Genomic DNA, 26993 nt, shown 5'->3' with positions numbered 1-26993 from the left:
TCTGTCGTGGGGTCTGTCTTCGGCCCGTTCACGTGGTCCTGACATGGGTTTATTGATTTCTCTTTTCCGCCGCCATGGCGACCGCCGGGCCCCGTCGTTACGCTCGCCCCGTGATCGACATAAGTGAATCCGACCTTTTCCCGGACGATCCGATTCGGCATGACATACTCCGTGCCGCCCGCCATTTGAGCGAAATGCCGGAACGGCAAAGATATTTGCAATGGGAAAGAATGGACGGGGAACGGCGACTGCGCGCGGCCCTGATCCTGGTCCCCTGGTACGCGCGGCACAACGGTTCCCCGGTCTCCGATCAGGCGACCCTGGCGCTGGCCGTACTGGAATCGCTGACCGACCGGGAGGATCCGGACGGCGGCGGTGCGGAATTGGCCCACCGGCTCGGCGCGGAGCTGGCGGGGCCAGCCCGGCAAGCTGTGCTTCCGGTAACCGGCGGCCTTCCCATCATGGAGTTTCTGTCCGGAAAGCATTCACCTCTGTTCGGCCCGAGCGGGCGGGTCGGGGCGATTCTGGCGGGGCACCAGGACACTGCCGTCGCGCTCTTCTCCGCATTCGGCGCCTCCGTGGACCTGGCATTCCAGGGCCTCGCCCCCGGCGACGAAGCGCACACCGCCCTCGACGAACTGGCCGTCCGGGGGCTGCTCGGCGGCACCGGTCCCGCCGAACTGCGCGCGCTCACCGGGCAGGTGCTGGACGGCGCGCGCGATCTGCTGCTGCCGGCCGGCGCGGACCTCGGGCATGCCGGCGGCTGCGGCTGAGGACTGCCGGGTCACCGCTCACCGGGCGGCGGCAAACCGCGCGCTGATCGAACGGACCAGCTCCGGGCGCCGGTCGCGGAGGTAGAAGTGGTCCCCCGGCAGCACTTCGAGGGTGAATCCGGCCGGGGCGACCTCCTCCCAGGCCGCCATCTCCGTCCGGCTGACCCCGGCGTCCGCGTCACCGACGTGGGCGTCGACGGGGCAGCGCAGCGGCAGCGCGTCCCGGGGCCCGTAGGACCCCACGATCGCGTAGTCGGCGCGCAGCACGGGGAGGATGAGCTCCAGCATGTCCGGGTCCCGCAGCAGCGCGCTGTCGGTGCCGCCGAGCCCTTCGACCTGGGCGATCAGCTGCTCGTCGTCGTCCAGATCGAGCGGCTTGGGGGTGAGCAGCTGCGGGGGCTTGCGGCTGGACACATGCAGCCGCTCAAGACCGAGGCCCCGGCGCTCCAGCCGCAGCGCCAGCTCATACCCCAGCGAGGCGCCCAGGCTGTGCCCGAAGACCGTCAGCGGCAGGTCGAGCAGGGGGGTCACGGCCTTGGTGGTGGCGTCGGCCAGCGCGTCCATGGCGGTCAGCGGCTCGCTCTCGCCCATCCGCTCGTAGCGGCCGGGGTAGCAGGCGACCAGCACCTCGCAGTCCGGGCCGAACGCCCCGCCCCAGCGGTGGAAGTAGTTCGCGGATCCCCCCGCGTGCGGCAGGACAAGCAGCCGGCGGCGGACGGCCGCCGCGGACGGGTGGTGCCGGAACCATCGATTGTCCACAGTCATACGTCGGCCATTTCGGCTCATCCTCCGCCACGTCCCAGGTCCAGGTGGCCTGCTCGGCTTCTTTCCATCGGCTTCTTTGTAAGGGATGCCGGGACGAGAAGACAACGATTCCGGGGCGCCACGCCGCCCTGTATGGAATTTTTGAATATGGCCTTAGGCGGTTCCCGGAACCCGTGTTGGGCTATGCGGAAACAACCCGAGCCGGGCTACCCGCACCCCGGCCTGGAATCGCGAAGTGGCCCCGAGCAGAGCGAGGATCTCCGCGACATGCCGGCGATACGTCCGGACCGACATCGACATTTCCTTCGCCGACGCCTCGTCGAGGTCGCCGCGCCTGAGATGTTCCAGAATTCTGCGCGTGGTCTCGGTGCGCTGCGCGTCGCCGAAGGTGAAGTTTCCGGTGAGCGCCATGGAGTTCCGCCACACACCCTCGAACAGGGTGAGCAGCGGCTGGATCACCAGCTCCGAACCGATCGCCGAGACGAGCCCTGTCTCGTCGGGTCCCGCGCAGATGAGCGCCTGCCGGCGGTCGACCACCACCAGGGTGGTCGGCAGGGAGTTGGTCATCCTGGCCTCGATCAGCCGCAGTTGGGTGCCGTACCGCTCGACGAAGGGCCAGTGCGCGGCCGACGGGGAGGAGAGATGACGTACCGCGACGCTGGGGCCCTGCCGGTCCAGCAGCTCGGCGAGGGAGCGCAGCAGCGCCTCGGACAACGGCCCTGGGGAGTTCACCACCACCTCGACGTCCGCGCGGGCCCCCGCGATCAGCCGCTCGGCCAGCTCGCGCGTCTGCTGTGGTGACCCGACCTCGGTGACCGTGGCGTTGTGGTGCCGCCGGACGCGGTATCGGGCGGTGGCGGTGACGATGAGGGCGTCCAGCTCCAGCACGGCCGCTTCGAACTCATCGTGCACGCGGGCCGGTTCAGGCGGATGGTCGCGGGGAGAAGGTTGCACGTGATGGCCTTTCGTGGGCATGGGTGTGCGGTGCGGACCCGAAGGCGGTGGGCGGTGGGGTGGTGGGCGATTCAGTCGCCGTCGGGGAGCAGTCCCAGCTCCACGGCCCGTACCCCGGCCTGGAATCGGGACCGGGCGCCCAAGTCCCGCATGATGGTGGCGACATGGCGCCGGTAGGTCCGCAGGGAGACCTGGAGCCGCATCGCGCCCAGCTCGTCCCCCCGGCCGTCGTAGAGGTCCTGGAGCACCCGGCGGCTGAGGTGGGTGCGCAGCCTGGGGTTGAGCCGGGCATCGTCGACGGGGCGGGTGGACACGTGCCACAGGCCCTCGAAGAGGGATTCCAGCCCGTGGGCCACGGTGGGGTTCTCGACCACCAGGGCGCGGGAGCCGTCTCTGCCGTCCCGCACCGCGACCAGGGCCAGCCGGCTGTCCACCACAAGGAGTTCGGGCAGTTCGGCCCGGGAAATCCGGATCTCCAGCCGGGTGGGCCGTGCGCTGCGGTGGGCCACCAGCGAGGGTCCGTTGCCGAGCGAGGCGGACAGGATCCGGGAGGTGACGTTGCGCCGGGTCAGATGCCGGCGGGTCAGCGCCGCCCTGGCGAGGACGGCGGGGTACGGGCCGGCCGGGAGGGTCAGACTGACCCGGTGCCGTACCCGGTCGAGCAGGACGTCGACGGCGTTCTCCACCGCATCGCCGTCGGACATCTCGAAAAGCGCGTCGCCGCGCACCGCTTGGCGGTGGAGTTCGAGGGTGGAGGCGACCATCTCCCGTACGAGACCGAGTTTCCGGGTGACCTCGTCGATATGTTCCTGATCGGCCGATTCCCCAGATGTCGGCCTTCTATTCATGGAGTTCTGCGTACGCGGCCCTAATTTCATCGTTCCCCCATGCAACACATTCGATGTTGACCATTGAACGAATCGCCCGGCGCGTGAGCATGGAAGTGGGGATTCCATGGACCTCAGTAGTGCCCAACCACGCGCTGGAACAACATAACTCAGCCCGACAGGTGGGTCAAAGGTCACCATAGAACCGGTCGCCTATTGCCTGGTTCCGACATTCGGTCCGGTATTGCGGGGGCCGCCGCTCAGCCGGCGCTGTTGACCAACCGCCCTTCCCCCGCGGCAGCGGCAGCGGCAGCGGCCCGGGGTTCCGGCCGCCACGGGGCTGTCTCCTCCCACGACGGCGCCGCCCCGAAGTGATGGGCCACCCAGGTCGGGTCATAGACCGAGTCGAGATAGCGGTCACCGAGATCGGGCCCCAGCGCCACCGCCGTGAGCCGCTCCCCGGCCGGCCGCCGGGCCAGCCAGGCCCGGGCCCCGCTGATCACCGTGCCCGTCGAACCCCCGAAGAGAAAGCCCCGGCGGGCCAGCGCGTGACAGGCCGCGATCGTGTCCCGCTCGGGAACCAGCACCACCTCGTCCACCAGCTCCGAATCCAGCAGACCCGGCCGCACTCCGGCCCCCAGCCCGGGGATCGCCCTCGGCAGCGCCGGGCCACCGAAGGACACCGACCCGACACTGTCCACCGCCACCACCGTCACCGGGCGGCCCCGGTCCCGGAAGTAACGGGCGCAGCCCATCAGGGTGCCGGTCGTGCCGGCTCCCACGAACAGCACCTGAATCCCCGGGAACGCGGTCGCGATGGCCGGACCCGTCGTCCGGTAGTGCGCCAGCCAGTTGTTCTGGTTGGTGTACTGGTTGAGCCAGACATAGCGTGGGTCGTACGCGCACAACCGCCGTACATAGTCGATCCGGGCCCCCAGCAGACCGCCCTCTCGGTCCGGCCGGGTGATCACATGGACCCGGGCGCCCAGCGTCTCCATCGCCCGCCGGCCGGCCGGGTTGCAGCGCGAGTCGGTGACGCAGACAAAGCCGTAGCCCCGGCTGGCCGCGATCATGCTGAGCGCGATGCCCAGGTTCCCGGAGGACGACTCGACGATGACCGACCCCGGCACGAGCCGCCCGTCCCGCTCGGCCGCGCGCACCATCTCGGCGGCTGCCTTGAGTTTGACGGACCCGGCGAGATTCAGCCCCTCACACTTGAGATACAGCGGAACGTCGAGGACCGGCGCCAGATCGACGTACAGGTCATCGGCATTGAACTCGTGCGGCGCGGATATGACCGGCACCTCATCACCGTCGCTTCGTATCAGGGGCGGTTACGCCCGCCGGCCCGTGCCCGTGCCCGTGCCCGTGCCCGCGGTCCGGCCGTAGCGGTCCAGTTCGTGGAAGAAGCCGTCGACCGTACCGATCCGGTCGGCCGCCAGCAGCTCGTCGTGGACCCAGCGGCCCAGCGCGATGTCGAGCACCCCGAGCCCGAACGGGGAGAAGATGACCGGCCGGTCGGCGGGCAGCTCGACCTTGCCCGCCATGACGTCGTACAGCGTGCCGGCCAGGAAATCCCTCCCTCCGGTGAGCTGTTCGGCGAGGTGCGGGGAGGTGTCCGCCTTCAGACAGTGCTCGACGTCGTCCACGATGTTCGTCGCGCCCAGCACGATCTCCGGCGCCAGATCGCGCAACGACACGTTCAGCACCAGCTGATGCGGCGCGAACCACGACGGGTCGTGGACATGCGGGGCACCCGCCACCGTCGCGAACACCACCAGATCGCTGGCCTCGATCAGCTCCCTCGCCCCCGGATGCGCGACCACCGGGGCACCAGCGGCGGAGCCCGCCGCGCCGGCCGCGAAGCCCGCGAAGTCCTCGGCGTGCCGGGCGGACAGATCGTGCACCCCCACCTCGTCGAACTCCCAGCCGGTGGCCGTCAGATACGTATGGATGTAGCGGGCGATCAGCCCCGTCCCGATATAGCCGACCCGCCGGGGCCGCTCCCCACGGGTCAGCCGAGCCGCCGCCAGCGCGGCCGAAGCGGCAGTCCGGGTCGCCGAGATGATGGAACTCTCCAGGCAGGCGAACGGATAGCCGGTCTCCGGGTCGTTGAGGATGAGGACCGCCGAGGCCCGCGGCAGGCCGGCGGCCACATTCCGGGGAAAGCTGGAGATCCACTTGAGACCCTCGGTGGGCCGCTCCCCGCCGACCGAGGCGGGCAGCGCGATGATCCGCGAGTCCGGCCGGTCGGGGAACCGCAGGAAGTACGAGGGCGGGTTGATCGTGCCGCCCGCGCCGTGCAGCCGGTAGACCTCCTCGGTCAGTCGCAGTACCCGCTGCTCGTTGCCGGTGAGCACCTCGGACACATCGCGCCCGGAGATCACGGCGAACTGCGGTACCTGCGGTACTTCGGAGTGTGCGGACATGGGTTTCCCTTCTGGTGACGGACAATCGCGGTGATGCGGTCAGGCGCGGCCGGGCAGCGTCACGGGGTCGCCCAGTACGACGGCGATCTCGCGGGGCCCCTCGTACACCTCCCGGCTGTGCGCCATCCGCAGGTTGTCGACGATCAGCAGATCGCCGTCCCGCCACGGTTCGCGCAGCGTGTGCTTGTCGTACACCGCGTTGATGTGCAGCACGGTGTCCTCGTCGAAGTCGCCGCCCGCCCCGTACCGGGTGTTGAACGGCAGCCCGTCGTCCCCGAACTCGGCCTTGAGAAACTCCCGGACCACCGGATCCAGCGTCCACTCGTTCAGGAAGGCGATCTGGTTGAACCAGCCGCGCCGCCCGGAGACCGGGTGGGTCAGCACTGCGTCCGCCCGCTGGCCGGTGCGCAGATCGTCCTCGCCCGTCCAGCGGTACCGGATGCCGCGCTCGGCGCAGTACGCCGCCACCGCCGCCCGGTCGGCGGAGCCGAAGGACTCGGCGAGCCCCACCCCCACCGTCTCGGTGTAGACCCGCTCCAGCGACCAGCCCTCCCGCTCACAGCGGGCCACCAGCGCCGGATCGAGGGCCTCCAGCACCTCATGGGAGTCGGCCAGCGCGGTCGCGCCGCCCGAGGCCGGGGCGACCAGGCAGCCGAACAGCAGAGTGCCGGGCACCTGGCGGGCGTAACTCAGCTCGTGGTGCATGCACATGGGCTGGTCGGCGGGCCACTCCGAGGACGAGTACACGCCCTCGGCCAGCCGCTTGCGCGGCGCGAACCCCTCCCGTTCGGTCATGACCCCGTCCAGCACCTCCCGGGCGAGCCGGGCCATGGTTCCGGCGTCGGCCAGGCCGAGCCCCCGCACCAGCAGGGCGCCGTGCTCGGCCACGGCGGCGCGCAGCAGCGCGCGGTGGCCGGCCACCCACGCCACCGGATCGGCCGGGGCGGCGCCGGGCAGTTGGAGCATCGCGGGCCGGCCCTCGGTACGGATCACCCGGGTACGGGACGGGGTTGCCGACTCGCCGTCCGCCGGGTCGGCCGTGGCGTCACGGTCACCGGTTGGTGCGGGGCGCTGCTCCTCCTCTACCACCGCCGGGATGCCCGGCACCGGGCCCCGGGACTCCAGCAGCGCGGCCAGCTCGGCCAGCCTCGGATACCGGTGCAGCTCCCGCAGCGTCACCGCCCGGTCGAGCCGTACCACCAACCGTACCGCCGACAGCGAGGTGCCGCCCCGCCGGAAGAAGTCGTCCTCCCGGCCGATCTCCTCCTCCTTCACCCCCAGTTCCGCCGCCCACGCCCGGGCCAGCAACGTCTCGGCCCCTTCCCGGGGACGCTGCCCGTCACCGCCGCCGCCCGTTCCGAACCGGCCCGCCATCGTGAGCAGCGCCCGCCGGTCTGTCTTGCCGTTGCCGGTCAGCGGCAGCGCCGCCAGCCGCTCCAGCCGGCCGGGCACCATGTAACCGGGCAGTACCCGGCCGAGCCGCTCCAGCAGCAGCCCGGGCGGCTCCTCGGCGCCGGCCTGGAAGCCGATCAGCTGCCGCTCGCCGTCCGCGCCGGTCGCCACCACCACCGCGGCCTCCCGGACCCCGGGCAGCCGCAGCAGCTGGTTCTCCACCTCGCCGATCTCGATCCGGAAGCCCCGGATCTTCACCTGGCTGTCCCGGCGGCCCAGAAACTCCAGCCCGCCGTCCGCCCGCCACCGCCCGAAGTCGCCGGAGCGGTAAAGCCGTCGCCCGCCAGGACGGAACGGGTCGGTACCGAAGGCCGCCGCCGTACGGTCCGGGTCGTTCACATAGCCGCGCCCGACGCACACCCCGGAGAACACGATCTCACCCGGCGCGCCAAGCGGCACCGGCCGCAGCCCGCCGTCCGGCGCCTCCTCGACGACGTACACCGTCACATTCACCACCGGGCGGCCCAGCGACACCGACTCACCGGCCGGGGCCGCCAGCAGAATCTCGTGATTGGTGTCGTCGCTGGTCTCGGTGAGCCCGTACGCGTTCATGAGGGGCACGTCCGGGAACCGGGCGAACCAGCGCCGGGCCAGCTCCGCCTTCAACTCCTCCCCCGTGACCGACACCCGGCGCAGCGCCGGCAGCGCGCGCGGCCGGTCCGCGAGCCGGCCGAGCACCACATCGAGGTAGGAGGGCACGGCCTGGAGCACCGCCACCCGGTGCCGCTCCATGGTGTCCAGATAGCGGTCCACATCGGTGATGTCGTCCTGCGGGACGACGACCGTGCGCCCGCCGACCATCAGCGCGGCCACCAGCTGCCACAGCGAGATGTCGAAGGTCTGCGGCGCGGTCTGAGCGACGGCGGTCTCCTCGTCGATGTCCTGGTCGCCGATCTTCGCCAGCAGATGGTTGAGGAAGCCGTCGTGTTCGCACATGACGCCCTTGGGCTCGCCGGTGGAGCCCGAGGTGAAGTAGAGGTACGCGAGCTGGCCGGCCGCCACCGGGACCCCCGGGTTGGTCACCGGGGCGCCCGGTACTTCCGCCCGGCAGGCCGCCGGGAGGTCGAGCACCGTCAGCTCCGGCGGGGCCGCCAGGTCCAGCTGCGCGGAGCAGCCGGGCGCGGTCAGCGCCAGCCGGCAGCCGGAGCGCTCCAGCATCCGGGACATCCGGTCGGCCGGGGCGTCCGGGTCCAGCGGGAGGTAGGCGGCGCCGGCCTTGAACACCCCGAGGACGGCCGCCAGCCAGTCCAGATTGCGGGCGGTCACCACCGCCACCACCGACTCGGCGCGCAGCCCGTGGGCGAGCAGCGCGTGCGCCACCCGGTTGGCCCGCTCGTTGAGTTCGCGGTACGTCAGCCGCTCGTCCCGGCAGACGGCCGCCACCCGGTCGGGGCGGGCGGCTGCCTGGGCCTCGAACAGTTCGTGGAACCGGTGGGCCGGCAGGTCACGTACCGGGCCCTGGAGCCCGGTCAGCTGCTCGGCCAGCTCCTCCTCGCCGAGCAGCGAGCCGGCCCGGAACCCGGCGTCGGGCGCGGCCGTCAACAGCCGTAGCGCGGTGAGGTAGTACCCGGCGATCCGGCCGGCGGCGGCGGCGTCCAGCACATCAGTGCGGTACGTCAGCCGCAGCGCCAGCCGGGCCGGCCCGGTGATCACGGGCGCCACCGCGAGCACGACTCCGGGGTCCGGCACAGCCGCCGGCGTACCGCTGAGGTCGAGCAGCGGCTCGGGCACCGGCTCTCCGCCGCCGTCCCCCGCCGTTGGCCGCGCCGGGGTGACCGCGGCCTGGGCACAGCGGCGCAGCAGTTCCCGCCACGTCGGCTCGTCCCCGGTGCGCAGCAGGCACGTTCCCGCCGCGCCGGGCGCACCGTACGGTGCGAGGCCGGTGGTCACGCGCTGTTCGCCGCTGAGCGCCCGCAGCACCGCCGCGTGCGCGGCCAGGGCGGCGGACTCCCAGCCCGCTCCGGTACGCCGGCCGAGCAACCGGACCCGGGCGGCCAGCCGGACGGGCAGCGGCCGTACGAGTTCGGCGTGTTCGCCGCCCGTACCCCCCTGGTCCGTACGGTCGGTTCGGCGCGGGAACAGCCGCGGGGCGGATGCGCTGTGGGTACGGGTCATGATCCGGTGCTCCTGACTGCCGTGGGGGCGGTGAACGGGGCGTCCGAGGCGCCGTCCCAGTCGACGCCGCGCACCGCCGCGACAAACGCCGAGACCCGCTCCGCGCCGAAGTAGCCGTCCCGGCCGTGCAGAAAGAACGGCACCCCGAAGGCGTCGTCCCGGTAGGCGGCGGCCAGGCACTCCACGCCCCGGGCGCGCAGCCGCGCCGAGTCGACGGAGTCGGCGAGGGCGGCGGGCAGCCCGAGTTCGGCCGCCAGGGTGGCGATGGTGGACCGCTGCGACAGGTCCTGGCCGCGCTCCCAGCGGGCCCGGTAGGCGAGCGCGACAAACTCCCGGCCCCGGCCCGCCTCCTCGGCGGCGAGATAGGCCAGGTGCGGAACCTCCCAGTGCGGCGCCCGGTCCACCGGCCAGGTGACGTCCCAGCCCCGGGCCCGGGCCCAGCGGCGGGCGTCCTTGAGGATGTAGAAGTTCTTGGCGCGGTGCATGGGCACCACGGGCAGCGTGATGCCGTCCGCCGCCAGCAGCCGCTCGGACTCCGCGTCCGGCTCCCAGTAGGGGATCCAGGCGATCGCGGCCAGCACATCGGGGAAGCGCTCGGCCAGATCGCGGTAGGCGAACCAGGAGTACGGGCTGCGCAGCGAGAAGTACCAGCGCGGGCGCGGGTCGCGGCGGCTCACAGGGTGATCCCGCCGTCGATCTCGAAGACGGAGCCGGTGATGTAGCCGGCCCGCTCGCCCGCCAGGTACGCGATCAGCTCGGCGACCTCCTCGGCGGTGCCCATCCGGCCCAGCGGCACCTTCGCCAGCGCCGCCGCGCGGGCCGGCTCGGCGACGGCACCGGTCATGTCGGTGTCGATGAGGCCGGGGGCAACCACGTTGACGCGGATGCCGTAGCGCGCGGTCTCCTTGGCGAGGGAGCGGGCGAAGCCGATTACCCCGGCCTTGGCGGCGGCGTAGTTGGCCTGGGTGGCGTTGCCCTGGACGCCGGCGACGGAGGAGAGGATCACCAGATTGCCGGCGCGCCGTTTCATCATGGAGAAGGCGACGGCCCGGCTGACGTGGAAGACACCGTCGAGGTTGGTGCGCAGAACGTCCTGCCAGTCGTCGTCGCTCATCAGCACCACGGCCCCGTCGCGGACGATGCCGGCCGAGGTGACGGCGGTGGCGATCGGGCCGAGCGCGTTCTCGGTGTCGCGCACCCAGCCGCGTACGGCGTCCGGGTCGCCGACGTCCACCCGCTGGTGGTGGGTGCGGGCGCCGAGGCCGGTGGCCTCCTTGGCGAGTTCCTCGGCGGCGTCCACCCGGGAGTGGTAGCAGAAGCCGATGTCGTAGCCGTCCGCCGCCAGCCGCAGCACGGTGGCCCGGCCGATGCCGCGTGAGCCGCCGCTGACCAGCGCCACGGGTCTGCTGTCCGTCATGAAGGGTTCTCCTGGTTCGGCTGGTGGGCTGTCAGTTGGCCGGCCGGCCGGAAGGCCAGCACCATCCGGCCCACGGCCAGTACGGTCTCGGAGCCGCGATGGCTGGTACCGGTGAAGACCATGGCGTCGGGCAGTGTGTGGGTGAGCCGCACCCGGTGCTCGATGACCTCGCCGGGGTAAACCGGGAGCGGGCAGTGGGCGTCGGAGACGGAGCCGAACAGCATGAGTGCTCCGGTGCCCGCTTCGGGCGCGGAGGCGTTGGCCAGAATGCCGGCGCACTGTCCCCAGGATTCGATGAGCAGGGGTACGGGGTAGGCGTCGTCGGCGCCGGGGGTGAGTGCCGTGTACCAGGGTTCGCTGAGGGTGATGGCCTTCACCGCGTGGATCCGCTCGCCCGGGACGAGTTCCCGGACCCGGTCCACCAGCAGCATCGGATAGCGGTGCGGCAGCAGGTCAACGGGGGCGGTCATCCCGTACCGCCCCATCCCGTACCGCCCCTCCCACCCGTACCGCCGGCTTCCAGCGGCCGGTAGCGCAGCCGGATGGCGGCGGAGGGGCCGCGGGCGGTGCCGACCTCGGCGGCGCAGCGCCAGCCGGCGCCGTCCTGGCGCCAGGCGAGCGCGAGGGTGAGCCGGTCGCCGGGGCGCACTGGGCCGGTGAACCGGGCGGACACCACCGAGTGCAGTGCGACCGGGGCGGGGGCGGTGGCCAGCGCGGCCCGGTGCGCGCACTCCAGCACGCACACCCCGGGAAAGATGGGGAAGCCTGGGTAGTGACCGGCGAACACCGGCTCCAGCGCGGAGATGTCCACCTCGGCGGTGGCGGTACGGTCCGGGTGCGGCCCGGCGGTGATCCGTACGGCGCCGGTCACCGGGCTCGGCGCGGCGGCGGCGAAGGCGGTCGTGGCGGTCATGGCGGTCATGGGGTCACCAGCCGTAGTACGGCGCAGGCCAGCAAGCCGTCCCGGTCGGCGGAGGTGATGAGCACGGCCCGGCCGGCGGCCTCCGGAACGGTGTCCGCCGTGGCCAGCGCCAGCACGATCTGGAAGGTGGCGGAGGCCGCCGACAGATCGCCGAGCCGGCTGAGCGCCGGAACCCGTTCCAGCGCCTTGGGCCCGGCCAGCGCGGCGAGCGTGTCGCGTTCGACGCCGCCCAGCAGGCCCGGTGCCTCGGAGGGGACCGCAGCCCACAGCTCCGCCGGACGGATCCCGGCGGCGTCCAGCACGGATGTCGCGCAGGCGGCCAGTTCGGGCCCCACCCGGGAGCCGACAGCCACCCGGGTGCGTACCGCGAGAACCTCGGCGAGCGCCCGGCGCCCGGCGCTGGGCGCGCCGGCCGGCTGGACCAGCAGCACGGCGGCGCCCTCGCCCAGGGGCAGCTCGGGGGCCTCGCGGCCCCGGGCGTGCCGCTCCAGCCAGTAGCGGGAGGCGGAGAACTCCTCGGCGGCGGCACACATCACCGAGTCGGTGTGCCCGGCGGCGAGCATCCGGGCGGCGTACCGCAGACCCAGCAGGCCGGCCGCCCTGCCGCCCGCCAGGGTGGTGTTGGGGCCGCGCAGCCCGAACCGGATGGCGCACTGGCCGGCCGCGCAGTTCATCACGGCGTTGGGCATGACGGCCGGATCGACGTCGATGGGGCGGGCGCCGGTCAAGGAGGCGCGGGTGAAGTCCATCATGCTGGCGGCGCTGCCGGTGGTGGTCCCCAGCACCATGGCGGCCCGGTCACCGGTCTCCCGTTCCGGGTCGGCGGCCGGCTGCTCCAGCAGCGCGCCAACGGAGGCGGCGGCCAGGCCGGTCACCCTGTCCATCGAGCGGGTGCCCTTGCGGCCCAGGATGGTGCGGGCGTCGAAGCCGGGCACCAGATGGGCGCGGCCGGCCGGTACCCGCCAGCGGTCGGTGTCCAGGGGTGCGGCGGTGGAGCGTCCGGAGCGCAGCCCTTCGGCCAGGGCGTCGTGGGCGAGGCCGAAGGGGGACAGCGCCGACCAGCCGGTGATCACCGGGGCCCGGCGGGCGGGTGCGGGTGCGGTCATCGGCTGCCGGCACCCTTCCCGGTCCCGGTCCCGGTCCCGGCCAGCGCGTCCCGGGTGGCGGCGTCCAGGGTCGCCATCTCCCAGACGTTGGGGGCCCGTTCGGCGAGATAGCCGTGGGTGATGGTGCCGGTGGCGGTCTTCACCAGCTGGTCCGCGCGCCGCACCCAGCAGTCCATGCGGGCCGTGTACAACAAGTCCTTGAAGATGTCCTCGACCGTGTAGAGAACGAGGAGTTCCTCCTCCATCACGGTCTCGTCGAGCAGTTCGATACGGGACTGGGTGACGACGGGGATCCAGCCGCGCTCGTCCAGCACCCGCTTGATGGGCAGTCCCCGGTCGGCGAGGAAGAAGTCCTCGGTCTCCTCCATCAGCCGCAGGAAGCCGGACATCTGCATCCGCTCGTTGAAGTGGCAGTAGAAGTACGGCACCCGCTGCCGGCGGGCGAAGGCTCGGGAGTCGCCGACCAGCGTGGCCAGCGCCGGGCCGAGCGGCGCGGGGTGGGTCTCGCCGGTGCCGAGCCGGTCCGCGGTCAGCGCTTCCAGGCCGGCCGGCCAGGGCTCCTCCGGCTTGATGTGCCCGTCGATCCGCAGCAGCACCCGTACGGTCGCGGTGGCGCACTTCACCGTCCGGCCGTCCCGCTCGACCAGCAGCTCCACCCGGGCGCCGAGCCCAGGCCGCGCGTCGCGGCCGGCCACCGGCGTCACCGTGGCCGTCACCTCGTCGTCCACCGCGAGCAAGGCGCCGAGCCGGGTCCGCAGGTCCACGAGGTCGAAGCCGAGACCGTAGCGCCGGTAGAGCAGCCCGGCCGGCAGTCCGGCCTGCCGGAAGTGGTCCAGCAGCGCGCTCTCCACGAGGTAGTTGATGTGTTTGAAGCCGATCGCGTAGCTGATGTTGTTGCCCTCGAACTGGGGGCGCAGTCGTACGGTCGACGGGCTGTGCAGCGGCCCGCCGGCGGTGGCATCGGGCTTCGGAACGTCCATCACTGCCTCCTTCGGGTGTCGGTTACGGAGCGGGGTGGGGGCGGCGGCCGGCCGGGCCGGCAGGCCCGCCAGAAAGGCCCGTACGGTGTCGGTGAACCACCGCGGACGCTCCAGCATCGGGAAGTGCCCGCCGCCGGCCGCGATCACGGGTTCGGCAGCCGGCAGTGCGGCGGCCAGCGCCCGGGTGTCGGCCGGGCGGGCGGACGGGTCCCGCTCGCCGCCGATCACCAGGGCCGGGACGCCGATCCGGTCGACGCGCAGCCGTGGGGTCCGCAGATACGCGTCGAAGAACCGCAGCCAGCCGTACGGGCCGATCCACTCGCACATCCGGCGGGCCATGTCGGCGCGGATCGCCGGGTCCAGGGGCCGGTCCAGGGTGCGCAGCCTGATGGACTCGCCCATCGTCTCCGGCCAGCTCCCCAGGGTCGGGGCGATCATCTCCCAGTGGAAGTCGTCCGGGGAGCGGCGGTAGAAGGGGTTGACGAGCACGACGGCGGGTACCGGCAACGGATCGCCGGCCAGCGCCCGGCGGCACAGCAGGTCGAGCAGGACGACGGAGCTGTAGGAGTGCGCGACGACGACGCCCGGGCCGGAACCGGGACCGCCGGATGGTGCGTCGAGTATGTCGCCGAGCTGCGCGGCGGCGTCGCGGTCGTGCTGCCAGTAGTTGACGGCGTTGCCGTGCCAGGGCAGTTCGGGCGCGGCGATCTCCAGCTCTGTGGGCCAGTACGGGTCGAGCGCGGACCAGACAGCGGCGTTGTTGCCGAGGCCGTGCAGCAGGGTGAGCCGGTTCACCGCGCGGCCTCCGGGTCCGGGGCGGTGAGGGTGACCGCTGCCGCGCCGTCCGTACCGTCGCCGAGCAGGATGTGCACGGGCCGGCGGTCGTTGTCCGCCGTCTGGGTGAGCCAGGCCACGGCGGCGGCGCATTGCAGGACCCCGAGCGCTCCGGAGCAGTTGCCCCAGCCGGTCAGCGTCCGGGGCTCGGCGTCCGGGGGCAGGCCGGCGGCGGCGGGGTGCGGGCCGGTGAGCCAGCGCCCGCCAGGCCGGCCGCCGGTGAGCCCGGTCAGCCGGGCGATGGCCGCCGACGGATCGGCGGCCCGTACCGGCGCGGTGAGCAGCGCCCGCGCGGCCGGCCCGGTCCTGGACAGCAGGACGGCGGCGCCGCCGTCGACGACCGGACCGCCGGTCAGCGACCGGGTCACCTCGTTGTCCGGCTCGACCCCGGCGACCAGCATGTGATCGGCGCGGCCGGCGGCGAGAACGAGCCAGGCCCAGCGCAGTGCGTCGAGGCCGGAGGTGATGCCGTTGCACAGGGTCAGATTCGGTCCGCGCAGGCCGAACCGGATGGCGATCTCGGAGGCGATGACATTGCTGGAGGCGTTGGGGGTGTCCATGGGGCTCAGCGCCCTGGAGCCCGCCTCGGCGATGGTGGCCACGGCCTGGCAGATGGTGTCGGCGTTGCCCAGGTTGGAGCTGACGACCACTCCGGTCCGGCCGCCGGCGGCGGCGGCGGCGTCGGCGGCGTCGGCGTCGGCGAGCACCGAGTGGGCCAGCATGAGCCCGAGCCGGGTGGCGCGGTCCTTGTAGCGCAGCCCCTTGGCGCCCAGGACGGCGGCCGGGTCCGGTGGCGACGGCGCCTGGCCGGCCGGGGTGGCGGGCGGGCGCAGCAGCTCGGCGGGGGTGGTGGCGCCGGGGACGGCCACGGCCACGGCGGTGACGGCACAGTTCACGCGGCACGCTCCCCGGGCGCACGCTCCACGACGGCCGCCGCGTTGACGCCGCCGAAGCCGAACCCATTGATCTGGGCCAGCCGCAGCCCGGCCGCCACCAGCGGCCGGTCGCGTACCAGCCGCAGCCCGGCGGCCTCCGGCAGCGGGTCGCGCAGTTGGGCGATCGGCGGCACCACACCCGACTCCAGGGCGTGCAGGGCGACCACCAGGCTGAGCAGCCCGGCCGATCCCGAGGTGTGTCCGGTCAGCGCCTTGATGGCGGTCAGCGCCGGGGAGGCGCCGGCGAAGAGTTCGGCGGTCACCGCCGCCTCCGTACGGTCGTTGAGTGGGGTGCCGGTGGCGTGCAGCACCAGCAGATCGATCTCGGCCGGGGTGACCCCGGCCAGCGACAGCGCCTCGGTCACGCACTCCCGTACCCCGTCCGGGTCGGGGGCGGTGGGGTGGTGGGCGTCGCAGTTGACGGCCACCGACCGCAACAGGCCACGGGCGCCGGCGGCAGCGGCGGCCGGGCCGGGGCCGGGGCGGCGCAGCACCACGGCGGCGGCCCCCTCGCCGAGGATGGTGCCCTGCCGGTCGCGGTCGAACGGCCGTACCTCGGGCGGCGGATCGAACTGCACCCGGTCGGCCTGGCCGAACATGCTCTCGGTGACGACGTCGGCTCCGGCCACGATCACCGTGTCGCAGGCTCCGGCGCACAGCAGGTCCTGGCCCAGCGCCAGAGCGTACAGCGAGGCGGAGCAGGCGCCGGCGAAGGTGTGGGTGTCGGTGGCGCCGAAACGCTGCCGCAGGGCGGGGCCGAAGTGCAGCCCGGACGCGCCGAACGGCACGCCGTCGCGCCACCACAGTTCCAGCGAGCGGGTCTCGCGCAGTCCGGTGCCCACCAGGACGGGGATGTCGCCGAGGTCGGCCGGCAGTGCGGCGTCCTCGGCCGCCTGGGCGACGGCCTCCAGAAGAAAGCGGGTGGCCCGGCCCGGCTCGTCGGCGCCGTCCGCCGGGCGGTCGTCAATCTCGAAGAGCTGGCCGGCGCGGTAGCGGGACCGTACGAAGCCGCGCAGCGGTCCGATGCCGCCGCGCTGTTCGCACAGGGCGGTGAAGATGGCCTCGGGGGTGTCGCCGATGCTCGCCACCGCGCCGATGCCGACGATCGGCACCGGTCCGTACCCTCCCGGGTCGTGGGCGGTCACGCGTCATCACCCGCGTACCGGCCGAGCAGCACCATCGCGTTGTTGCCGCCGAACGCGAGGCCGTTGTTCTGCACGATCCGCAGGTCGGCCTCCACTGCGTGGTTGGGCACGCAGTCGATGGCGCACTCGGGGTCGGTGGTGGTGTGGTTGATGGTGGGCGGGATGAAGCCGTGGGTGATGGCCAGTCCGCAGGCGATGGCGCCCAGCGCGCTAGCGGCGCCCATGGTGTGCCCCAGCATGGACTTGAGGGAGACGGTACGGGGCGGGGTGGGCCCGTACACCTGGCGGATCGCCGCCGCCTCGGTGATGTCGTTGGCCTTGGTGCCGGTGCCGTGCGCGGAGATCAGGTCGACCTCGGACGGTTTGACGCCGGCGTTGGCGAGGGCGATCTCCATGCAGCGGGCCACGCTGGCACCGTTGGGGGCGACCGGGTGGTAGGCGTCGCAGTTGAGGCCGTACCCGAGAACCTCGGCATAGATGGTGGCGCCCCGGGCGAGCGCGGAGTCCAGGCTCTCCAGCACCAGGATGCCGGCGCCCTCGCCGGTGAGGATGCCCTTGCGGTCCACGTCGAAGGGCCGGCACAGGTCGGGGGCGATGGTGCCCAGCCGGTAGAAGCCGGTAAACGTCTTGCGGCACATCGCGTCGGCGCCGCCGCACAGCGCGAAGTCCACATCGCCGGAGCTGACCGCGTCGAAGCCGTAGCCGATCGCGTAGTTGCCTGCCGAGCAGGCGGTGGCGATGGTGGGCGCCTCCACGTCGGTGAGGCCCAGTTCCCTGGCGATGGAGGTGGACAGCCGTGCGGCGGGCACCCGCCGCACGATGCGCGGGTCGAGCCGCTCGGGGCCGTACGCGATCTCGGCGGCGACCAGCTGGTCGAGTTCGAAGGACTCGCCGTCGGTGGTGCCGACGGAGACCAGCACCGGGCCCCGCGCGAGGGTTTCGGTGCTCAGCCCGGCGTCGGCGACCGCCATCCGGGCCGCGGCGACGGCGAACCGGGAGGCCCGGCCCAGTTCCTGGAGCGGGGTCTCGGTGATCCACTCCTCGGGGACGAACCCCTTGACCTCGCACCCGTTGACGTTCTCGAACCCCTCGACGTCGAACACGGTGATCGGGCTGACCCCACCGCGCCCTTCGCGCAGACTGCGGGTGAACTCCGGTGCGCCGATGCCGATGCTGGACACGACGCCGAAACCGGTGAGGACCACCCGGCGCCTTCCCGGACTGCCCCCGGGCCGTGCTGCGGACATGCTCACTCCCCATCTGATCCGTTCCGGGCGGGCACCGGCGTCGGCCGGCCCCGTCGCCGTGCGGGCGCCGCTACTGCTTCGGAGCCGCCGCGACGACCTCGTACACCTTGTCCAGGTTGACCATCCGGCTCAGCTCGGACTGGTCGATGGTGATGCCGAGTTCCTTTTCCAGGGAGGCGAGAATCTCGATGGCGCGCAGCGAGTCCGCCCCGTGGTCCTCGATGAAGAGACTCTCATCGGTCACTTCGTCGAGTTCGAGTTCGAGGATTTCGCAGACGATGTCCTTGATGGTGGTACGGACCTCGGTGGTCGTGGTGTCCATGTGCGCGTTCTCCCAGTCCGGGGCGCGACATTCGTCGCGCGAAGGTGTGCTGCTGTGGTCAGGCGGTCAGGCGGTCAGGCGGTCAGGCGGTCAGGCGGTCAGGCGGAGGCTTCCATGGCCCGCACCAGGCTGAGCGGGCGCATGTCGGTCCAGTTCTCCTCAATGTGATCGAGGCAGCTCTGCCGGGGCGCCTTTCCGTGCACGATCCGCCAGCCGTCGGGCACATCGGCGAACGCCGGCCACAGGGAGTACTGACCCTCGTCATTCACCAGTGCGTAGTACTCGGCCTGGTCGTCCTCGAAGGGATTGGCCATCGGTGCCCTCTTCCGTTGCGAACTCCCGTTGTCGCTGACCGACTCAAGCAGCTGGAATTGCCGGTCTCAAGGGCTTACGGGATACCGGCATCACCAGCCGCTCGGAGAATTCTCATGAGGAAAATTCGATATGGCATTGCCCGGGATCGGTGCCGGGCTCGCGGACCGACCGGCCGCGCGGGCCGGTCCGGATCGCGGCGGCCGGCGCCCGGTTCGGGGCCGCCGCCCGTCACCTGCACCGCAATGAACGGTCACTTGGCGTCACCGTGAGACATCGAAGAATTCTCGGCCCGCCGGGTGCGGGCGGCGCCGGGCGCGTACCGTCCGGTGCGCCGCATCCGCCGCGTACCGTCACCACAGGGAGTTCAGGGTGTCCCGATCACTGATGCGTCCGGTGCCCCGCCCGGAGAGCACGAGAACGCTGATCTGTGTGAGCTGCTGCGGAGGGGGCACCGCGCTCTTCCGGCCCTGGGCTGCCGCGCTGCCCGCCGACACCGAGCTGGTGCTCTACTGCTACCCCGGCCGGGAGGCCCGGTTCACCACCCCGCCGGCCACCTCCTGGGAGGAGTTGCTGGCGGACGCCATGACGGCGATCGCACCGCTGACCCGGCGGCCCTATCTGCTGTTCGGCCACAGCATGGGCGCCCTGGTCGCCTTCGATCTGGCCTGCCGGCTGTCCTGGTCCGGGGAGCCGGCACCCCAGTCGCTGGTGGTCTCGGCGGCGGTCGCGCCCACCCAGGAGTACGAGCGGCGCGGCGCGACCCCGCACACCGGGAACAGCGACGCCGAACTGGCCGCCTGGCTGGGCGGATCAGGGCAGCTGCCGGCCCCGGTACTGGCCGACCCCGAGCTGCACGCGATGGCGCTTGAGCTGTTCCGGGCCGATCTGCGGGTCATGGAGACCTACCGCTACCGGTACGGCGACCGGCTCCGGGCGCCGCTCCAGGTGCTGTACGGCGAGGGGGACGACATCGGCCCGGACGCCGCGGCGGCCTGGGCCGGACTGACCGACGCCGCAACGACGGTGGACCGCCTGCCGGGCGGCCACTTCTACACCCCCGAGGTGTGGGCGGAGCTGCCCCGCTGGATCAGCGGCCTCAAGGACTAGATGAGTGAGTCCGATGTTTGTGCTGGCCGCGACCATGGCGAAGGGCGTCCGTCGGCTTGGGTGTGACTCCTGGCCTGGACGCCCTTCTGGCGGCACTGTACGTGTTCATCGATGACCTTGTGGCTCCTGTTCGCCGGATCGGGCGACCTCCCAAACTGACGGACGCCGAACTGCTGTGCCTGGCAGTCGCCCAGGTCCTGCCCGGTTTCCACTCCACCCGGCACTGGATCCGCTTCGCCCATGCCCGGCTCCCGCACCTGTTCCGCTACCTGCCCCAGCAGTCCGGCCACAACAAGCGGCTCAACACCGCGGGTCCGCTGATCTCCCAGGTGATCGAGGCCCTGGCCCGGCAGGTCCCCACCCGGCACGACGACCTGCGGCTGATCGACTCCACACCACTGCCCTGCGCCGCATCGAGGGAGACCGTCAAACGCTCCGCACTGGCCGGACACGCCGGATACGGCTACTGCCGCTCCCACTCCCGGTTCTTCCGGGGCTTACGCCTCTGCCTGCTCACCACGGCCGAGGGCATGCCCGTCACCTGGTGCCCGGCGAATCCGAAACTGGGCGAGCGAGAGGTGATGACCGCGCTCCTGGAACGCGACCACCACGTCACCCCCGTCACCGCCGCCCATCTGTTCCTGACCGAACAGCGATTCCACCCAAAAGCCCGTGCCAGGGCCTGACGCTCCACCAGACCCTGGCTCGCCTCCAACATCTCCTCGCCACCTGGACCGGAGCCTGCCCCACATGCCGACAATCCACCCCATGGCAGCCCTACGACACCACCCAACAAAGCCCTACTGGGGGGTGTCATTACGGCTGCGGCGCACCCGGCGGCGGACGGCGCGCAGCATCGAACGCCGGGTCAGCCCGCTGCCCGCCCGGATCAGCAGCCAGTACGCCTGAAACCGCCGCCGGGTCCGCCGGTCGGTGGCCAGGATCCGAGTCTCGGTGCTCAACACCCCGTCGTGGAACCGGATGTTCATGCCCACCTTCAGGATGCCGGGCTCGGTGGACTCCCGTACGATCCGCGCGGTGCCGCCCTCGGGCCGGGGCACGTCCGACGGCGACTGCGCGCCCGCGAACAGAAACTCCGCCGAGCCGGCCGGCACCACCTCCCCCGAACCGCCGAGGAAATCGGCGACGATCCGCCGGCCGGGCCCCACCTCGGCGCCGGTCACCCGCATCAGGGCGCGCGCCACGGGGGCCTCCGGCCAGGTGATCGCGTGCACCGCCCGCATGACCTCCTCCTGGGTGCCCGGCACAGCGAGCCGGTGCACCTCACGGAAGTGCCAGCGGGGCAACAGCAGATCGAGCCCGGAGGGCCGCGCGTCGACGGTCATGCGGCCATCCTGCGGGCGGCCGGCCCGCCGTACACGCCAGCGGCCGGGAGATGTCCGCAACCTGTCGCCGCCGGCGCCGCCCCGGCCGACGGACGGCAACCGCCTGCCAGACAAGGGCCGTTGTCGCCCCCTACACTCCGCAGGGTGATCGGACATCAGCACCGGCGCGGCTGGGGACGCTCCATCCGGAGAGGCTGCGGGGCGGTGGCCGCCGCCGTCGCGCTGGCCGGCGCTGTGAGCGGTCCCTGGCTGGGCTGGGCCGCCGTCGCCTCGCCGGCCGTCGCCTTCGCCGCGACCGCCGTCGTCCTGCTGCGCTGGCCCCTCGCCGGGCCGCACGGATTACCGGGCACCGTACTGGCGGTGCTGGCCGCCGTCGCCTCCGGGGCGGGGACCGTCCTGAGCGATCCGGGGGACGGCGCCTCCCGGCCGCTCGGGCTGCTGGTGCTGGCCGAGATCAGCGCGCTGTATCTGCTGCTGCTGTTGACCGCCCGGTTCACTCCGCCCCGGCGCGCCGTGCTGGTGGGGCTGCTGCTGGCCACCGCCAGCGCCACCGCCGTACTGCGGCTTTTCGTCCCCGTCTCCCCCGGTGAGACTCTCGCCAGCTGCGCGTTCTTTCTGGCCGGGGCCGCGGTGGCCGGCGCCACCGGCGGCTATCTGCGGCTGCTTGACCTGGTACGGGCCGAGTCGGTACGCCGGGCCCGGCAGCACCAGCGGATGCAACTGGCCCGCGATCTGCACGACTTCGTGGCACATGATGTGTCGGGCATCGTGGTGCTGGCGCAGGCGGCCCAGGTGATCGCCGAGGCACAGCCGCAGCGGCTGCCGTCGCTGCTGGAACAGATCGAGACCGCCGGCCGGCAGGCGCTGCACTCCATGGACCGTACCGTGCACATGCTGGACGACACCGTCGGCAGCGCCGACAGCGGCGGCGCGGAGCGGCAGCCGGGCCCGCACGGGCTCGACGAACTGGTTGAGGTGGCCCAGCGGTTCGCCGCCACCGGCAGCAGCCGGGTGGAGATCGACACCGGCCCGGCGGCCGTGGTGCCCCGTGAAGTGGCCGCCACCGCACACCGGATCGTGGTGGAGGCGCTGACCAATGTACGGCGGCACGCCCACTCGGCCGCCGATGTCACCGTGCGGGTCCGGGTGGCGGACGAAGCGCCCGGCCCGGCGCTGACAGTCCTCGTCGGCAACAGCCGCCCGGCCGTCAGCTCCGCGGCGCCATTCGGCGAACGGCGACGGGCCGGCGGCACGGGGCTTGCCGGGCTGACCGAACGGGTGGCCGCGCTGGGCGGCCGGTTCAGCGCCGGCCCGCGCGAGGACGGCGGCTGGCAGGTGCGGGCCCGGCTGCCCTGGACGGCACCGGACGCCGCCGCCCCCGATGACGGCGGTGGCGGCGCAGCCAGTACGCGACGGCCACCGCACCGAGCAGCGGCCCCCAGCCGAGCAGCGGAAGGTAGCACAGCGTCTGAATCCAATAGGCCGTCCCCTCGGGATTCTTGAGCTCCGCCAGATTCTCCGGTGAATTCCAGTGCAGCATTCCGTACACCGTGCCGGCGGTGACCACGGCGGCGCCGAGCAGCGCCGGCCCGGCTGCGGCGAGCGGCGGAATGCGGCGGCCCCCGAGCAATGGAATCCAGCGCGGCACCACCTCGCCCCAGGGGCGCACCAGACCGATCGTCAGCAAGGCCACTCCCTCGGCGGCGGCGCTGAGCGCGAAGACATAAAAGGTCAGCGGTCCGGGAAAGTTCAGCTCGCTGAGATCCGACTCCTCGGTGAAGCCCAGCGGAATGCCCAGGCCCATGGCAACCCGCCACAGGCCGGACGGCAGCACGGTCAGTGGCACGACATGCGCTGCGACAACCGCCCAGCGCGGAGCCCCGGATGCCTTCATGAGGTGTTTGCTACCACTCCGGAATTCCCCGGGCAAGCGCATATCGAGTTATCTGAACTCACCGCCCACCCGCCCGGATACGCGGGTACGGTTCGCGGCAGACTTCCCGGCCGCCGCGGACGAAGGACATGGATCACGTGGACACACCGATGATCGAAGTCGCCGGTCTCAGCAAGTCCTACAAAGAGACCAGAGCACTGGACGATGTCAGCATCAATGTCCCCCGGGGAACGGTCATGGGGCTGCTGGGACACAACGGTGCCGGAAAGACCACCCTCGTCAATATTCTCAGCACCCTGCAACGCCCCACCGCCGGCCGGGTCGCCGTGGCCGGCATCGACGTGGTGCGGCAACCGGAGGAGATCCGCCGCCGGATCGGGCTCACCGGCCAGTACGCGGCGGTGGACGAGACGCTGCCGGGCCGTAGCAATCTGATCCTGCTCGCCAGGCTGCTGGGCGCCACCCGCAAGGAGGCCGCCGCCCGCGCCGATGAACTCCTCGACCTCTTCGGCCTGGCGGACGCCGCCACCCGGCAGGCCAGGCACTACTCGGGCGGCATGCGCCGCCGCCTGGACCTCGCCGCCTCCCTCGTCGGCCGGCCCGAGGTGATCTTCCTCGACGAGCCGACCACCGGGCTCGACCCGGTCGCCCGGCGCGGCCTGTGGGAGATCGTGCAGCGGGTGGTGAAGGACGGCGCCACCGTACTGCTGACCACCCAGTACCTGGACGAGGCCGATGTCCTCGCCGACTCCATCACCGTACTGGCGGGCGGCAAGATCATCGCCGCGGGCACCGCCGGCGAACTCAAGTCCCGCATCGGCCGGCACAGCGTCAGCGTCACCCTGGCCGCCGAGGCGGACCAGCCGCCGGTCATGGCGGCGCTGCGCCGGGCCGGGCTGCCGGCCGTGGCCGACGCCTCCGGGCTGGTGCTGACGATCGCGGTGCGCGACTCCACCGCGCTCATCGACGTAGTGCGCGCCGCCGACGAGGCGCGGGTGGACATCGCCGGCCTGGCGTACAGCGAACCGACCCTCGACGACGTGTATCTGACCCTCAACAGCCCTGCTCAGGCGGTGTCATGACCACCCACGCCCCGTTTCAACCCGCCACCGACCCCGACCCGGGCCCCGGCCCCGGCCCCGGGCGGCCGGCGTTGCACGGCACCGGCCTGCTCCAGCAGGTGCTGGTGCTGTCCGGCCGGTCGCTGCGGGTGCTGCGCGAACCCGGCATGGTGCTGCCCGGTATCCTGGAACCCCTGCTGATGCTGACGGTGTTCAGCCAGGTGTTCAACGGAGTCTCGCAAAGCTCAGGATTCCCGGCCGGCGTCGGCTACATCGACTATCTGCTGCCGGCCTTCCTGGTCACCGGCGCGGTCAACGCGGGCCTCAAGTCCGGGGTCGCGCTCACCACCGAGCTGAACAACGGCATCATCGGCCGCTTCCGGGCCATGCCCGTCCACACCGGCTCCATCCTCATCGGCCGCAGCGTCGCCGACACGGCGCTGTGCGTCGTCAACATGCTGGCGATGCTGCTGCTCGGCGCCCTGGTCTTCGGCTTCCGCCCGGCCGGCGGCATCCTGGGCGCGCTCGGCGCGCTGCTGATCGCCGTGGTGCTCGGCTGGTCCCTGGGCTGGGTGTTCATGGCACTGTCCGCGTGGCTGCGCAAGCCCGAGGCCATGCAGCCGGTGGGCGGCATCATCAACATGGTGCTGCTCTTCGCCTCCAACGCGTTCGTCCCGCCGGAGAGCATGCCCGGCTGGCTGCGCGCCTTCGCCGAGGTCAACCCGATGTCCCACGCCATCACCGCCGCCCGCGACATGGCCCTGGGCACCGCCCAACCCGGCGCCCTCCTGATCCCCCCGGCCATCTGCGCCATCCTGGTCACCGTGATGGCCCCCGTGGCCATCGCCAGCTTCCGCCGCGCCCGCTGAGAGCGACCCCTCCGGTGTCAGGCCGTTGAGCGAGGCGATTCGCCATTTCCAGGGCACGAAGAGCACGACAGCCCCCGTCAACGGACCGGGGCTGTTCGCTGTTCCCCGGTATCTGCCTGGGGATACCGTCTGAATGTCGTGTTCAGAACCGAGGTGCCATGATGCCGCAGTGGTCTGACTACTCCACCGGACAGCGGATCAAGATCCTCGGGGGCCAGGAGATGCGGCAACCGGATCTCGCCGAGCCGCCGGGTCAGCGGCGAACACATTCCGGAGGAGCTGGTGGTCCTCGACGCCGGGAGCACTGACGGTTCCGCCGAGTTTCAGGCCGCGCAGGGCGCCGGTGACGAGGTCGGCGGCGGACATCCGGGGCACAGCGCTCATGTCCAGCCCCTGGGCGGAGTGGAACTCGGTGGCCACGATCCCGGGGCAGACCATGCCCACCGTGACCCCGGAGTCCGCGACCTCGGCGGCCAGGGCCTGGGTCATGGCGACGAGGTAGGCCAGGGTGCCGGCGCAGGCGGCGCGGCGCGGCATGACGCTTGTGCCGGCGGGGCCGGAGAAGGCGATCATCCCGGCGACGTTGAGGATGGTGCCGCTGCCGCGCCGCCGCATGGGGCCGACGGCGGCGCGCGTCAGCCGGGTGGGGGCGAGGACCTTGACGCTGACGAGTTCGGCCGGCTTGTCGGCGGGCAGGTCGGCCGGCGGCATGTAGTGGGCGACGCCGGCGTTGTTGACCAGCATGTCCAGCGGCTCGTCGGCGCAGATCCGCGCGAGCGTGTCGATGCCGTCCGGGTGGCGAGGTCGGCGGCGACGGTGCGGACCCCGACCTCGGGGTGGTGGGCGGCGAACGCCTTGCCGATGCCGGAGGTCGCGCCGGTGACGAGGGCGAGCTTGCTCATGTACGGATGTCCTTCCGGGAGGATCCGCACCTGAATGCCCCGTTGGTAGGGGTACGTCGGCTCGTGTTCAGTGCTGTCGGCCGCAGTGCCGGCAGCGGGGGCGGCGGCGGAGGTAGTAGGCCGCCGTGGCCACCGCCAGGGCGATGCCCCAGACCGGCCAGATGGTCTCCGGCAGGGTGGCCCCCCAGTCCTCCCGGGGATTGTCGAAGGAGCCCTGGAAATGCAGCCGGATGTACATGATTCCGGCGATGGTCACCAGCAGCGAGACCAGTGACGCGGGCACGATCGCCAGCATCGGCGGCACCCGGCGGCCCTTCAGCCACAGCGTCCAGCGCGGGAAGACCTCCCCCCACGGCCGGATCAGACCCAGCGTCAGCAGCGACCCGAGCGCGCCGAGCGTCGCCAGCGACGCGCCCGCGATCCAGTAGTGGTTCTCCTGGCCCTCCTGCCACAGCTCGTCGGAGATGCCCAGCGGGATGCCCACCACCCACGCCCAGCGGGTCGTGGCGTAGCACAGCGGCACGACGACGGCCGTGTACACGGCGATCCGGCCCCAGCGGGCGGTGGCGGCCGGGTCGCTCCATCCGCCGGGGTGCTCGGCGCGTCCGCAGTGGGCGCAGGTTCCGTTGATCCTGCGGTGCCGGGCGAGGGCGGCCAGCACCAGCAGCACCGCCGCCGCCACGGTGAACGTCTGGTTGAGTACGGTCCAGTTGATCGCGCCGAATTGCAGCAGCAGGGCGTAGGCGATGTTGCCGAGCAGCCGGAAGTCGGCGATGGTGCCCAGCACGGCCGCGGCGGTCAGCCCGGTCGCGGCGAGCAGCACCGGGAACGGCACCAAGGGCTTCCCGGGCAGCGCCAGCAGCAGCGCGGTCACGGCGCTGAGCAGGAAGCCGGCCGCCAGCCAGGGGGCCAGAGCGCGGGCCTCGACGTGTTCGAACGCCGAGTACTCCGGGTTGGCGTCCTGGGCGCCGTACGGGAAGCCGTCGCCGCCCAGCGCCCAGTAGGTGTGGGCGAGGCAGCACAGCAGCAGCGCCGCGAAGGCGGCGTAGCCGATCCAGGACGGCCAGCGGCGCCACCAGCGCGGGGATGAGGGTGCGGGGCTGAGCTGTGCTGTCGCTGTCGCTGTCATCGTGCTTCCTGCTTCCTGCTTCCTGCTGGCCTCGGCCGGTTGGGCCCGCCGGCCCGGGGGAGTAGCCGGCGGGCACCGTGCGCCACCTGTGCGCACTCTCAGCATCGCCGTGCGGCCGGCCGGGGACATCTGCCGATCGGCAGATTT

General features: G+C 72.4%; 25 protein-coding genes and 1 pseudogene. 6 read left to right on the top strand and 20 right to left on the bottom strand.

What is annotated here, in order from left to right; all coding sequences use genetic code 11:
- Positions 1-230 precede the first annotated feature (230 nt).
- The gene (locus AC5WRL_RS16100) at positions 231-773 is read left to right on the top strand and encodes a ParB N-terminal domain-containing protein (RefSeq protein ID WP_496089219.1); all 543 of its coding nucleotides are present in this window, start codon (positions 231-233) and stop codon (positions 771-773) included.
- 18 nt (positions 774-791) lie between these two features.
- Here AC5WRL_RS16100 and AC5WRL_RS16095 read toward each other — a convergent pair whose 3' ends face one another.
- The 17 genes from AC5WRL_RS16095 to AC5WRL_RS16015 form a co-directional block, all read right to left on the bottom strand.
- Positions 792-1538, bottom strand: coding sequence for a thioesterase II family protein (locus AC5WRL_RS16095; RefSeq protein WP_496089218.1), 747 nt, complete (start codon positions 1536-1538; stop codon positions 792-794).
- 153 nt (positions 1539-1691) lie between these two features.
- Positions 1692-2450, bottom strand: coding sequence for a LuxR family transcriptional regulator (locus AC5WRL_RS16090; RefSeq protein ID WP_496089217.1), 759 nt, complete (start codon positions 2448-2450; stop codon positions 1692-1694).
- A 113-nt stretch (positions 2451-2563) separates the two neighbouring features.
- Positions 2564-3340: a hypothetical protein gene (locus AC5WRL_RS16085; protein WP_496089216.1), complete on the bottom strand. Its 777-nt coding sequence runs from the start codon at positions 3338-3340 to the stop codon at positions 2564-2566.
- Between the two features lie 239 nt (positions 3341-3579).
- A complete protein-coding gene (sbnA, locus tag AC5WRL_RS16080; protein ID WP_496089215.1) occupies positions 3580-4623 on the bottom strand; it encodes a 2,3-diaminopropionate biosynthesis protein SbnA in 1044 nt (347 codons plus the stop codon).
- Between the two features lie 30 nt (positions 4624-4653).
- Complete coding sequence (gene sbnB, locus AC5WRL_RS16075) at positions 4654-5748, bottom strand: 2,3-diaminopropionate biosynthesis protein SbnB (RefSeq protein WP_496089214.1); 1095 nt, start codon at positions 5746-5748, stop codon at positions 4654-4656.
- A 39-nt stretch (positions 5749-5787) separates the two neighbouring features.
- Positions 5788-9315 (bottom strand): non-ribosomal peptide synthetase, encoded by a 3528-nt coding sequence (locus AC5WRL_RS16070; protein ID WP_496089213.1) that lies wholly within the window; start codon positions 9313-9315, stop codon positions 5788-5790.
- Positions 9312-9992 carry a 2-hydroxychromene-2-carboxylate isomerase gene (locus tag AC5WRL_RS16065; RefSeq protein ID WP_496089212.1) on the bottom strand — a complete coding sequence of 227 codons (681 nt, stop codon included), beginning with the start codon at positions 9990-9992 and terminating at the stop codon, positions 9312-9314. The genes AC5WRL_RS16070 and AC5WRL_RS16065 overlap by 4 nt, the downstream gene beginning before the upstream one ends.
- Positions 9989-10732 (bottom strand): 3-oxoacyl-ACP reductase FabG, encoded by a 744-nt coding sequence (gene fabG / locus AC5WRL_RS16060; protein ID WP_496089211.1) that lies wholly within the window; start codon positions 10730-10732, stop codon positions 9989-9991. Before fabG ends, AC5WRL_RS16065 begins: the two co-directional genes overlap by 4 nt.
- On the bottom strand, positions 10729-11202 hold the full coding sequence (locus tag AC5WRL_RS16055; RefSeq protein ID WP_496089210.1) for a 3-hydroxyacyl-ACP dehydratase FabZ family protein: 474 nt from the start codon (positions 11200-11202) through the stop codon (positions 10729-10731). Before AC5WRL_RS16055 ends, fabG begins: the two co-directional genes overlap by 4 nt.
- The gene (locus AC5WRL_RS16050) at positions 11199-11645 is read right to left on the bottom strand and encodes a 3-hydroxyacyl-ACP dehydratase FabZ family protein (protein ID WP_496089209.1); all 447 of its coding nucleotides are present in this window, start codon (positions 11643-11645) and stop codon (positions 11199-11201) included. Before AC5WRL_RS16050 ends, AC5WRL_RS16055 begins: the two co-directional genes overlap by 4 nt.
- Before the next feature lie 5 nt (positions 11646-11650).
- Complete coding sequence (locus tag AC5WRL_RS16045; RefSeq protein ID WP_496089208.1) at positions 11651-12760, bottom strand: beta-ketoacyl synthase N-terminal-like domain-containing protein; 1110 nt, start codon at positions 12758-12760, stop codon at positions 11651-11653.
- On the bottom strand, positions 12757-14535 hold the full coding sequence (locus AC5WRL_RS16040) for an alpha/beta fold hydrolase (protein ID WP_496089207.1): 1779 nt from the start codon (positions 14533-14535) through the stop codon (positions 12757-12759). The genes AC5WRL_RS16045 and AC5WRL_RS16040 overlap by 4 nt, the downstream gene beginning before the upstream one ends.
- Complete coding sequence (locus AC5WRL_RS16035) at positions 14532-15470, bottom strand: beta-ketoacyl synthase N-terminal-like domain-containing protein (protein ID WP_496089206.1); 939 nt, start codon at positions 15468-15470, stop codon at positions 14532-14534. Before AC5WRL_RS16035 ends, AC5WRL_RS16040 begins: the two co-directional genes overlap by 4 nt.
- On the bottom strand, positions 15467-16654 hold the full coding sequence (locus AC5WRL_RS16030) for a beta-ketoacyl synthase N-terminal-like domain-containing protein (protein WP_496089205.1): 1188 nt from the start codon (positions 16652-16654) through the stop codon (positions 15467-15469). Before AC5WRL_RS16030 ends, AC5WRL_RS16035 begins: the two co-directional genes overlap by 4 nt.
- Complete coding sequence (locus tag AC5WRL_RS16025; protein WP_496089204.1) at positions 16651-17901, bottom strand: beta-ketoacyl-[acyl-carrier-protein] synthase family protein; 1251 nt, start codon at positions 17899-17901, stop codon at positions 16651-16653. Before AC5WRL_RS16025 ends, AC5WRL_RS16030 begins: the two co-directional genes overlap by 4 nt.
- A gap of 70 nt (positions 17902-17971) precedes the next feature.
- Entirely contained in the window at positions 17972-18223 is a 252-nt protein-coding gene (locus AC5WRL_RS16020) for an acyl carrier protein (protein ID WP_496089203.1), read from the bottom strand.
- Positions 18224-18321: 98 nt separating this feature from the next.
- Entirely contained in the window at positions 18322-18537 is a 216-nt protein-coding gene (locus tag AC5WRL_RS16015; protein WP_496089202.1) for an MbtH family protein, read from the bottom strand.
- 385 nt (positions 18538-18922) lie between these two features.
- Here AC5WRL_RS16015 and AC5WRL_RS16010 point away from each other — a divergent pair, with 385 nt between their 5' ends.
- Positions 18923-19645 carry a thioesterase II family protein gene (locus tag AC5WRL_RS16010; RefSeq protein ID WP_496089491.1) on the top strand — a complete coding sequence of 241 codons (723 nt, stop codon included), beginning with the start codon at positions 18923-18925 and terminating at the stop codon, positions 19643-19645.
- Between the two features lie 62 nt (positions 19646-19707).
- Positions 19708-20313 (top strand): annotated as a pseudogene (locus AC5WRL_RS16005) (transposase family protein); the annotation flags it as partial.
- A gap of 132 nt (positions 20314-20445) precedes the next feature.
- On the opposite strand, the gene AC5WRL_RS16000 reads toward AC5WRL_RS16005, so the two are convergent.
- Complete coding sequence (locus tag AC5WRL_RS16000; protein ID WP_496089201.1) at positions 20446-20991, bottom strand: hypothetical protein; 546 nt, start codon at positions 20989-20991, stop codon at positions 20446-20448.
- Positions 20992-21135: 144 nt separating this feature from the next.
- Here AC5WRL_RS16000 and AC5WRL_RS15995 point away from each other — a divergent pair, with 144 nt between their 5' ends.
- The 3 genes from AC5WRL_RS15995 (at position 21136) to AC5WRL_RS15985 (ending at position 24815) form a co-directional block, all read left to right on the top strand.
- Entirely contained in the window at positions 21136-22494 is a 1359-nt protein-coding gene (locus tag AC5WRL_RS15995) for a sensor histidine kinase (protein ID WP_496089200.1), read from the top strand.
- A gap of 528 nt (positions 22495-23022) precedes the next feature.
- Complete coding sequence (locus AC5WRL_RS15990; protein WP_496089199.1) at positions 23023-23967, top strand: ATP-binding cassette domain-containing protein; 945 nt, start codon at positions 23023-23025, stop codon at positions 23965-23967.
- Positions 23964-24815: an ABC transporter permease gene (locus AC5WRL_RS15985; protein WP_496089198.1), complete on the top strand. Its 852-nt coding sequence runs from the start codon at positions 23964-23966 to the stop codon at positions 24813-24815. Before AC5WRL_RS15990 ends, AC5WRL_RS15985 begins: the two co-directional genes overlap by 4 nt.
- A gap of 198 nt (positions 24816-25013) precedes the next feature.
- On the opposite strand, the gene AC5WRL_RS15980 is transcribed toward AC5WRL_RS15985, so the two are convergent.
- Positions 25014-25559 carry an SDR family NAD(P)-dependent oxidoreductase gene (locus tag AC5WRL_RS15980; protein WP_496089197.1) on the bottom strand — a complete coding sequence of 182 codons (546 nt, stop codon included), beginning with the start codon at positions 25557-25559 and terminating at the stop codon, positions 25014-25016.
- A 225-nt stretch (positions 25560-25784) separates the two neighbouring features.
- Complete coding sequence (locus AC5WRL_RS15975; RefSeq protein ID WP_496089196.1) at positions 25785-26846, bottom strand: hypothetical protein; 1062 nt, start codon at positions 26844-26846, stop codon at positions 25785-25787.
- Between the last annotated feature and the right edge of the window lie 147 nt (positions 26847-26993).

It is taken from the genome of Streptomyces sp. NTD107, assembly GCF_059510435.1.
This window is presented reverse-complemented; position numbering and strand designations above follow the sequence as displayed.

Coding starts and splice junctions, on each gene's coding strand:
- sbnB (WP_496089214.1), bottom strand. CDS start 5,748: ATGTCCGCACACTCCGAAGTACCGCAGGTACCGCAGTTCGCCGTGATC.
- AC5WRL_RS16020 (WP_496089203.1), bottom strand. CDS start 18,223: ATGGACACCACGACCACCGAGGTCCGTACCACCATCAAGGACATCGTC.
- AC5WRL_RS16050 (WP_496089209.1), bottom strand. CDS start 11,645: ATGACCGCCACGACCGCCTTCGCCGCCGCCGCGCCGAGCCCGGTGACC.
- AC5WRL_RS16070 (WP_496089213.1), bottom strand. CDS start 9,315: ATGACCCGTACCCACAGCGCATCCGCCCCGCGGCTGTTCCCGCGCCGA.
- AC5WRL_RS16055 (WP_496089210.1), bottom strand. CDS start 11,202: ATGACCGCCCCCGTTGACCTGCTGCCGCACCGCTATCCGATGCTGCTG.
- AC5WRL_RS15980 (WP_496089197.1), bottom strand. CDS start 25,559: ATGCTGGTCAACAACGCCGGCGTCGCCCACTACATGCCGCCGGCCGAC.
- AC5WRL_RS16045 (WP_496089208.1), bottom strand. CDS start 12,760: ATGACCGCACCCGCACCCGCCCGCCGGGCCCCGGTGATCACCGGCTGG.
- fabG (WP_496089211.1), bottom strand. CDS start 10,732: ATGACGGACAGCAGACCCGTGGCGCTGGTCAGCGGCGGCTCACGCGGC.
- AC5WRL_RS16085 (WP_496089216.1), bottom strand. CDS start 3,340: ATGAATAGAAGGCCGACATCTGGGGAATCGGCCGATCAGGAACATATC.
- AC5WRL_RS16010 (WP_496089491.1), top strand. CDS start 18,923: ATGCGTCCGGTGCCCCGCCCGGAGAGCACGAGAACGCTGATCTGTGTG.
- AC5WRL_RS16000 (WP_496089201.1), bottom strand. CDS start 20,991: ATGACCGTCGACGCGCGGCCCTCCGGGCTCGATCTGCTGTTGCCCCGC.
- AC5WRL_RS16025 (WP_496089204.1), bottom strand. CDS start 17,901: ATGTCCGCAGCACGGCCCGGGGGCAGTCCGGGAAGGCGCCGGGTGGTC.
- AC5WRL_RS15975 (WP_496089196.1), bottom strand. CDS start 26,846: ATGACAGCGACAGCGACAGCACAGCTCAGCCCCGCACCCTCATCCCCG.
- AC5WRL_RS16095 (WP_496089218.1), bottom strand. CDS start 1,538: ATGACTGTGGACAATCGATGGTTCCGGCACCACCCGTCCGCGGCGGCC.
- AC5WRL_RS16100 (WP_496089219.1), top strand. CDS start 231: ATGGACGGGGAACGGCGACTGCGCGCGGCCCTGATCCTGGTCCCCTGG.
- AC5WRL_RS16015 (WP_496089202.1), bottom strand. CDS start 18,537: ATGGCCAATCCCTTCGAGGACGACCAGGCCGAGTACTACGCACTGGTG.
- AC5WRL_RS15985 (WP_496089198.1), top strand. CDS start 23,964: ATGACCACCCACGCCCCGTTTCAACCCGCCACCGACCCCGACCCGGGC.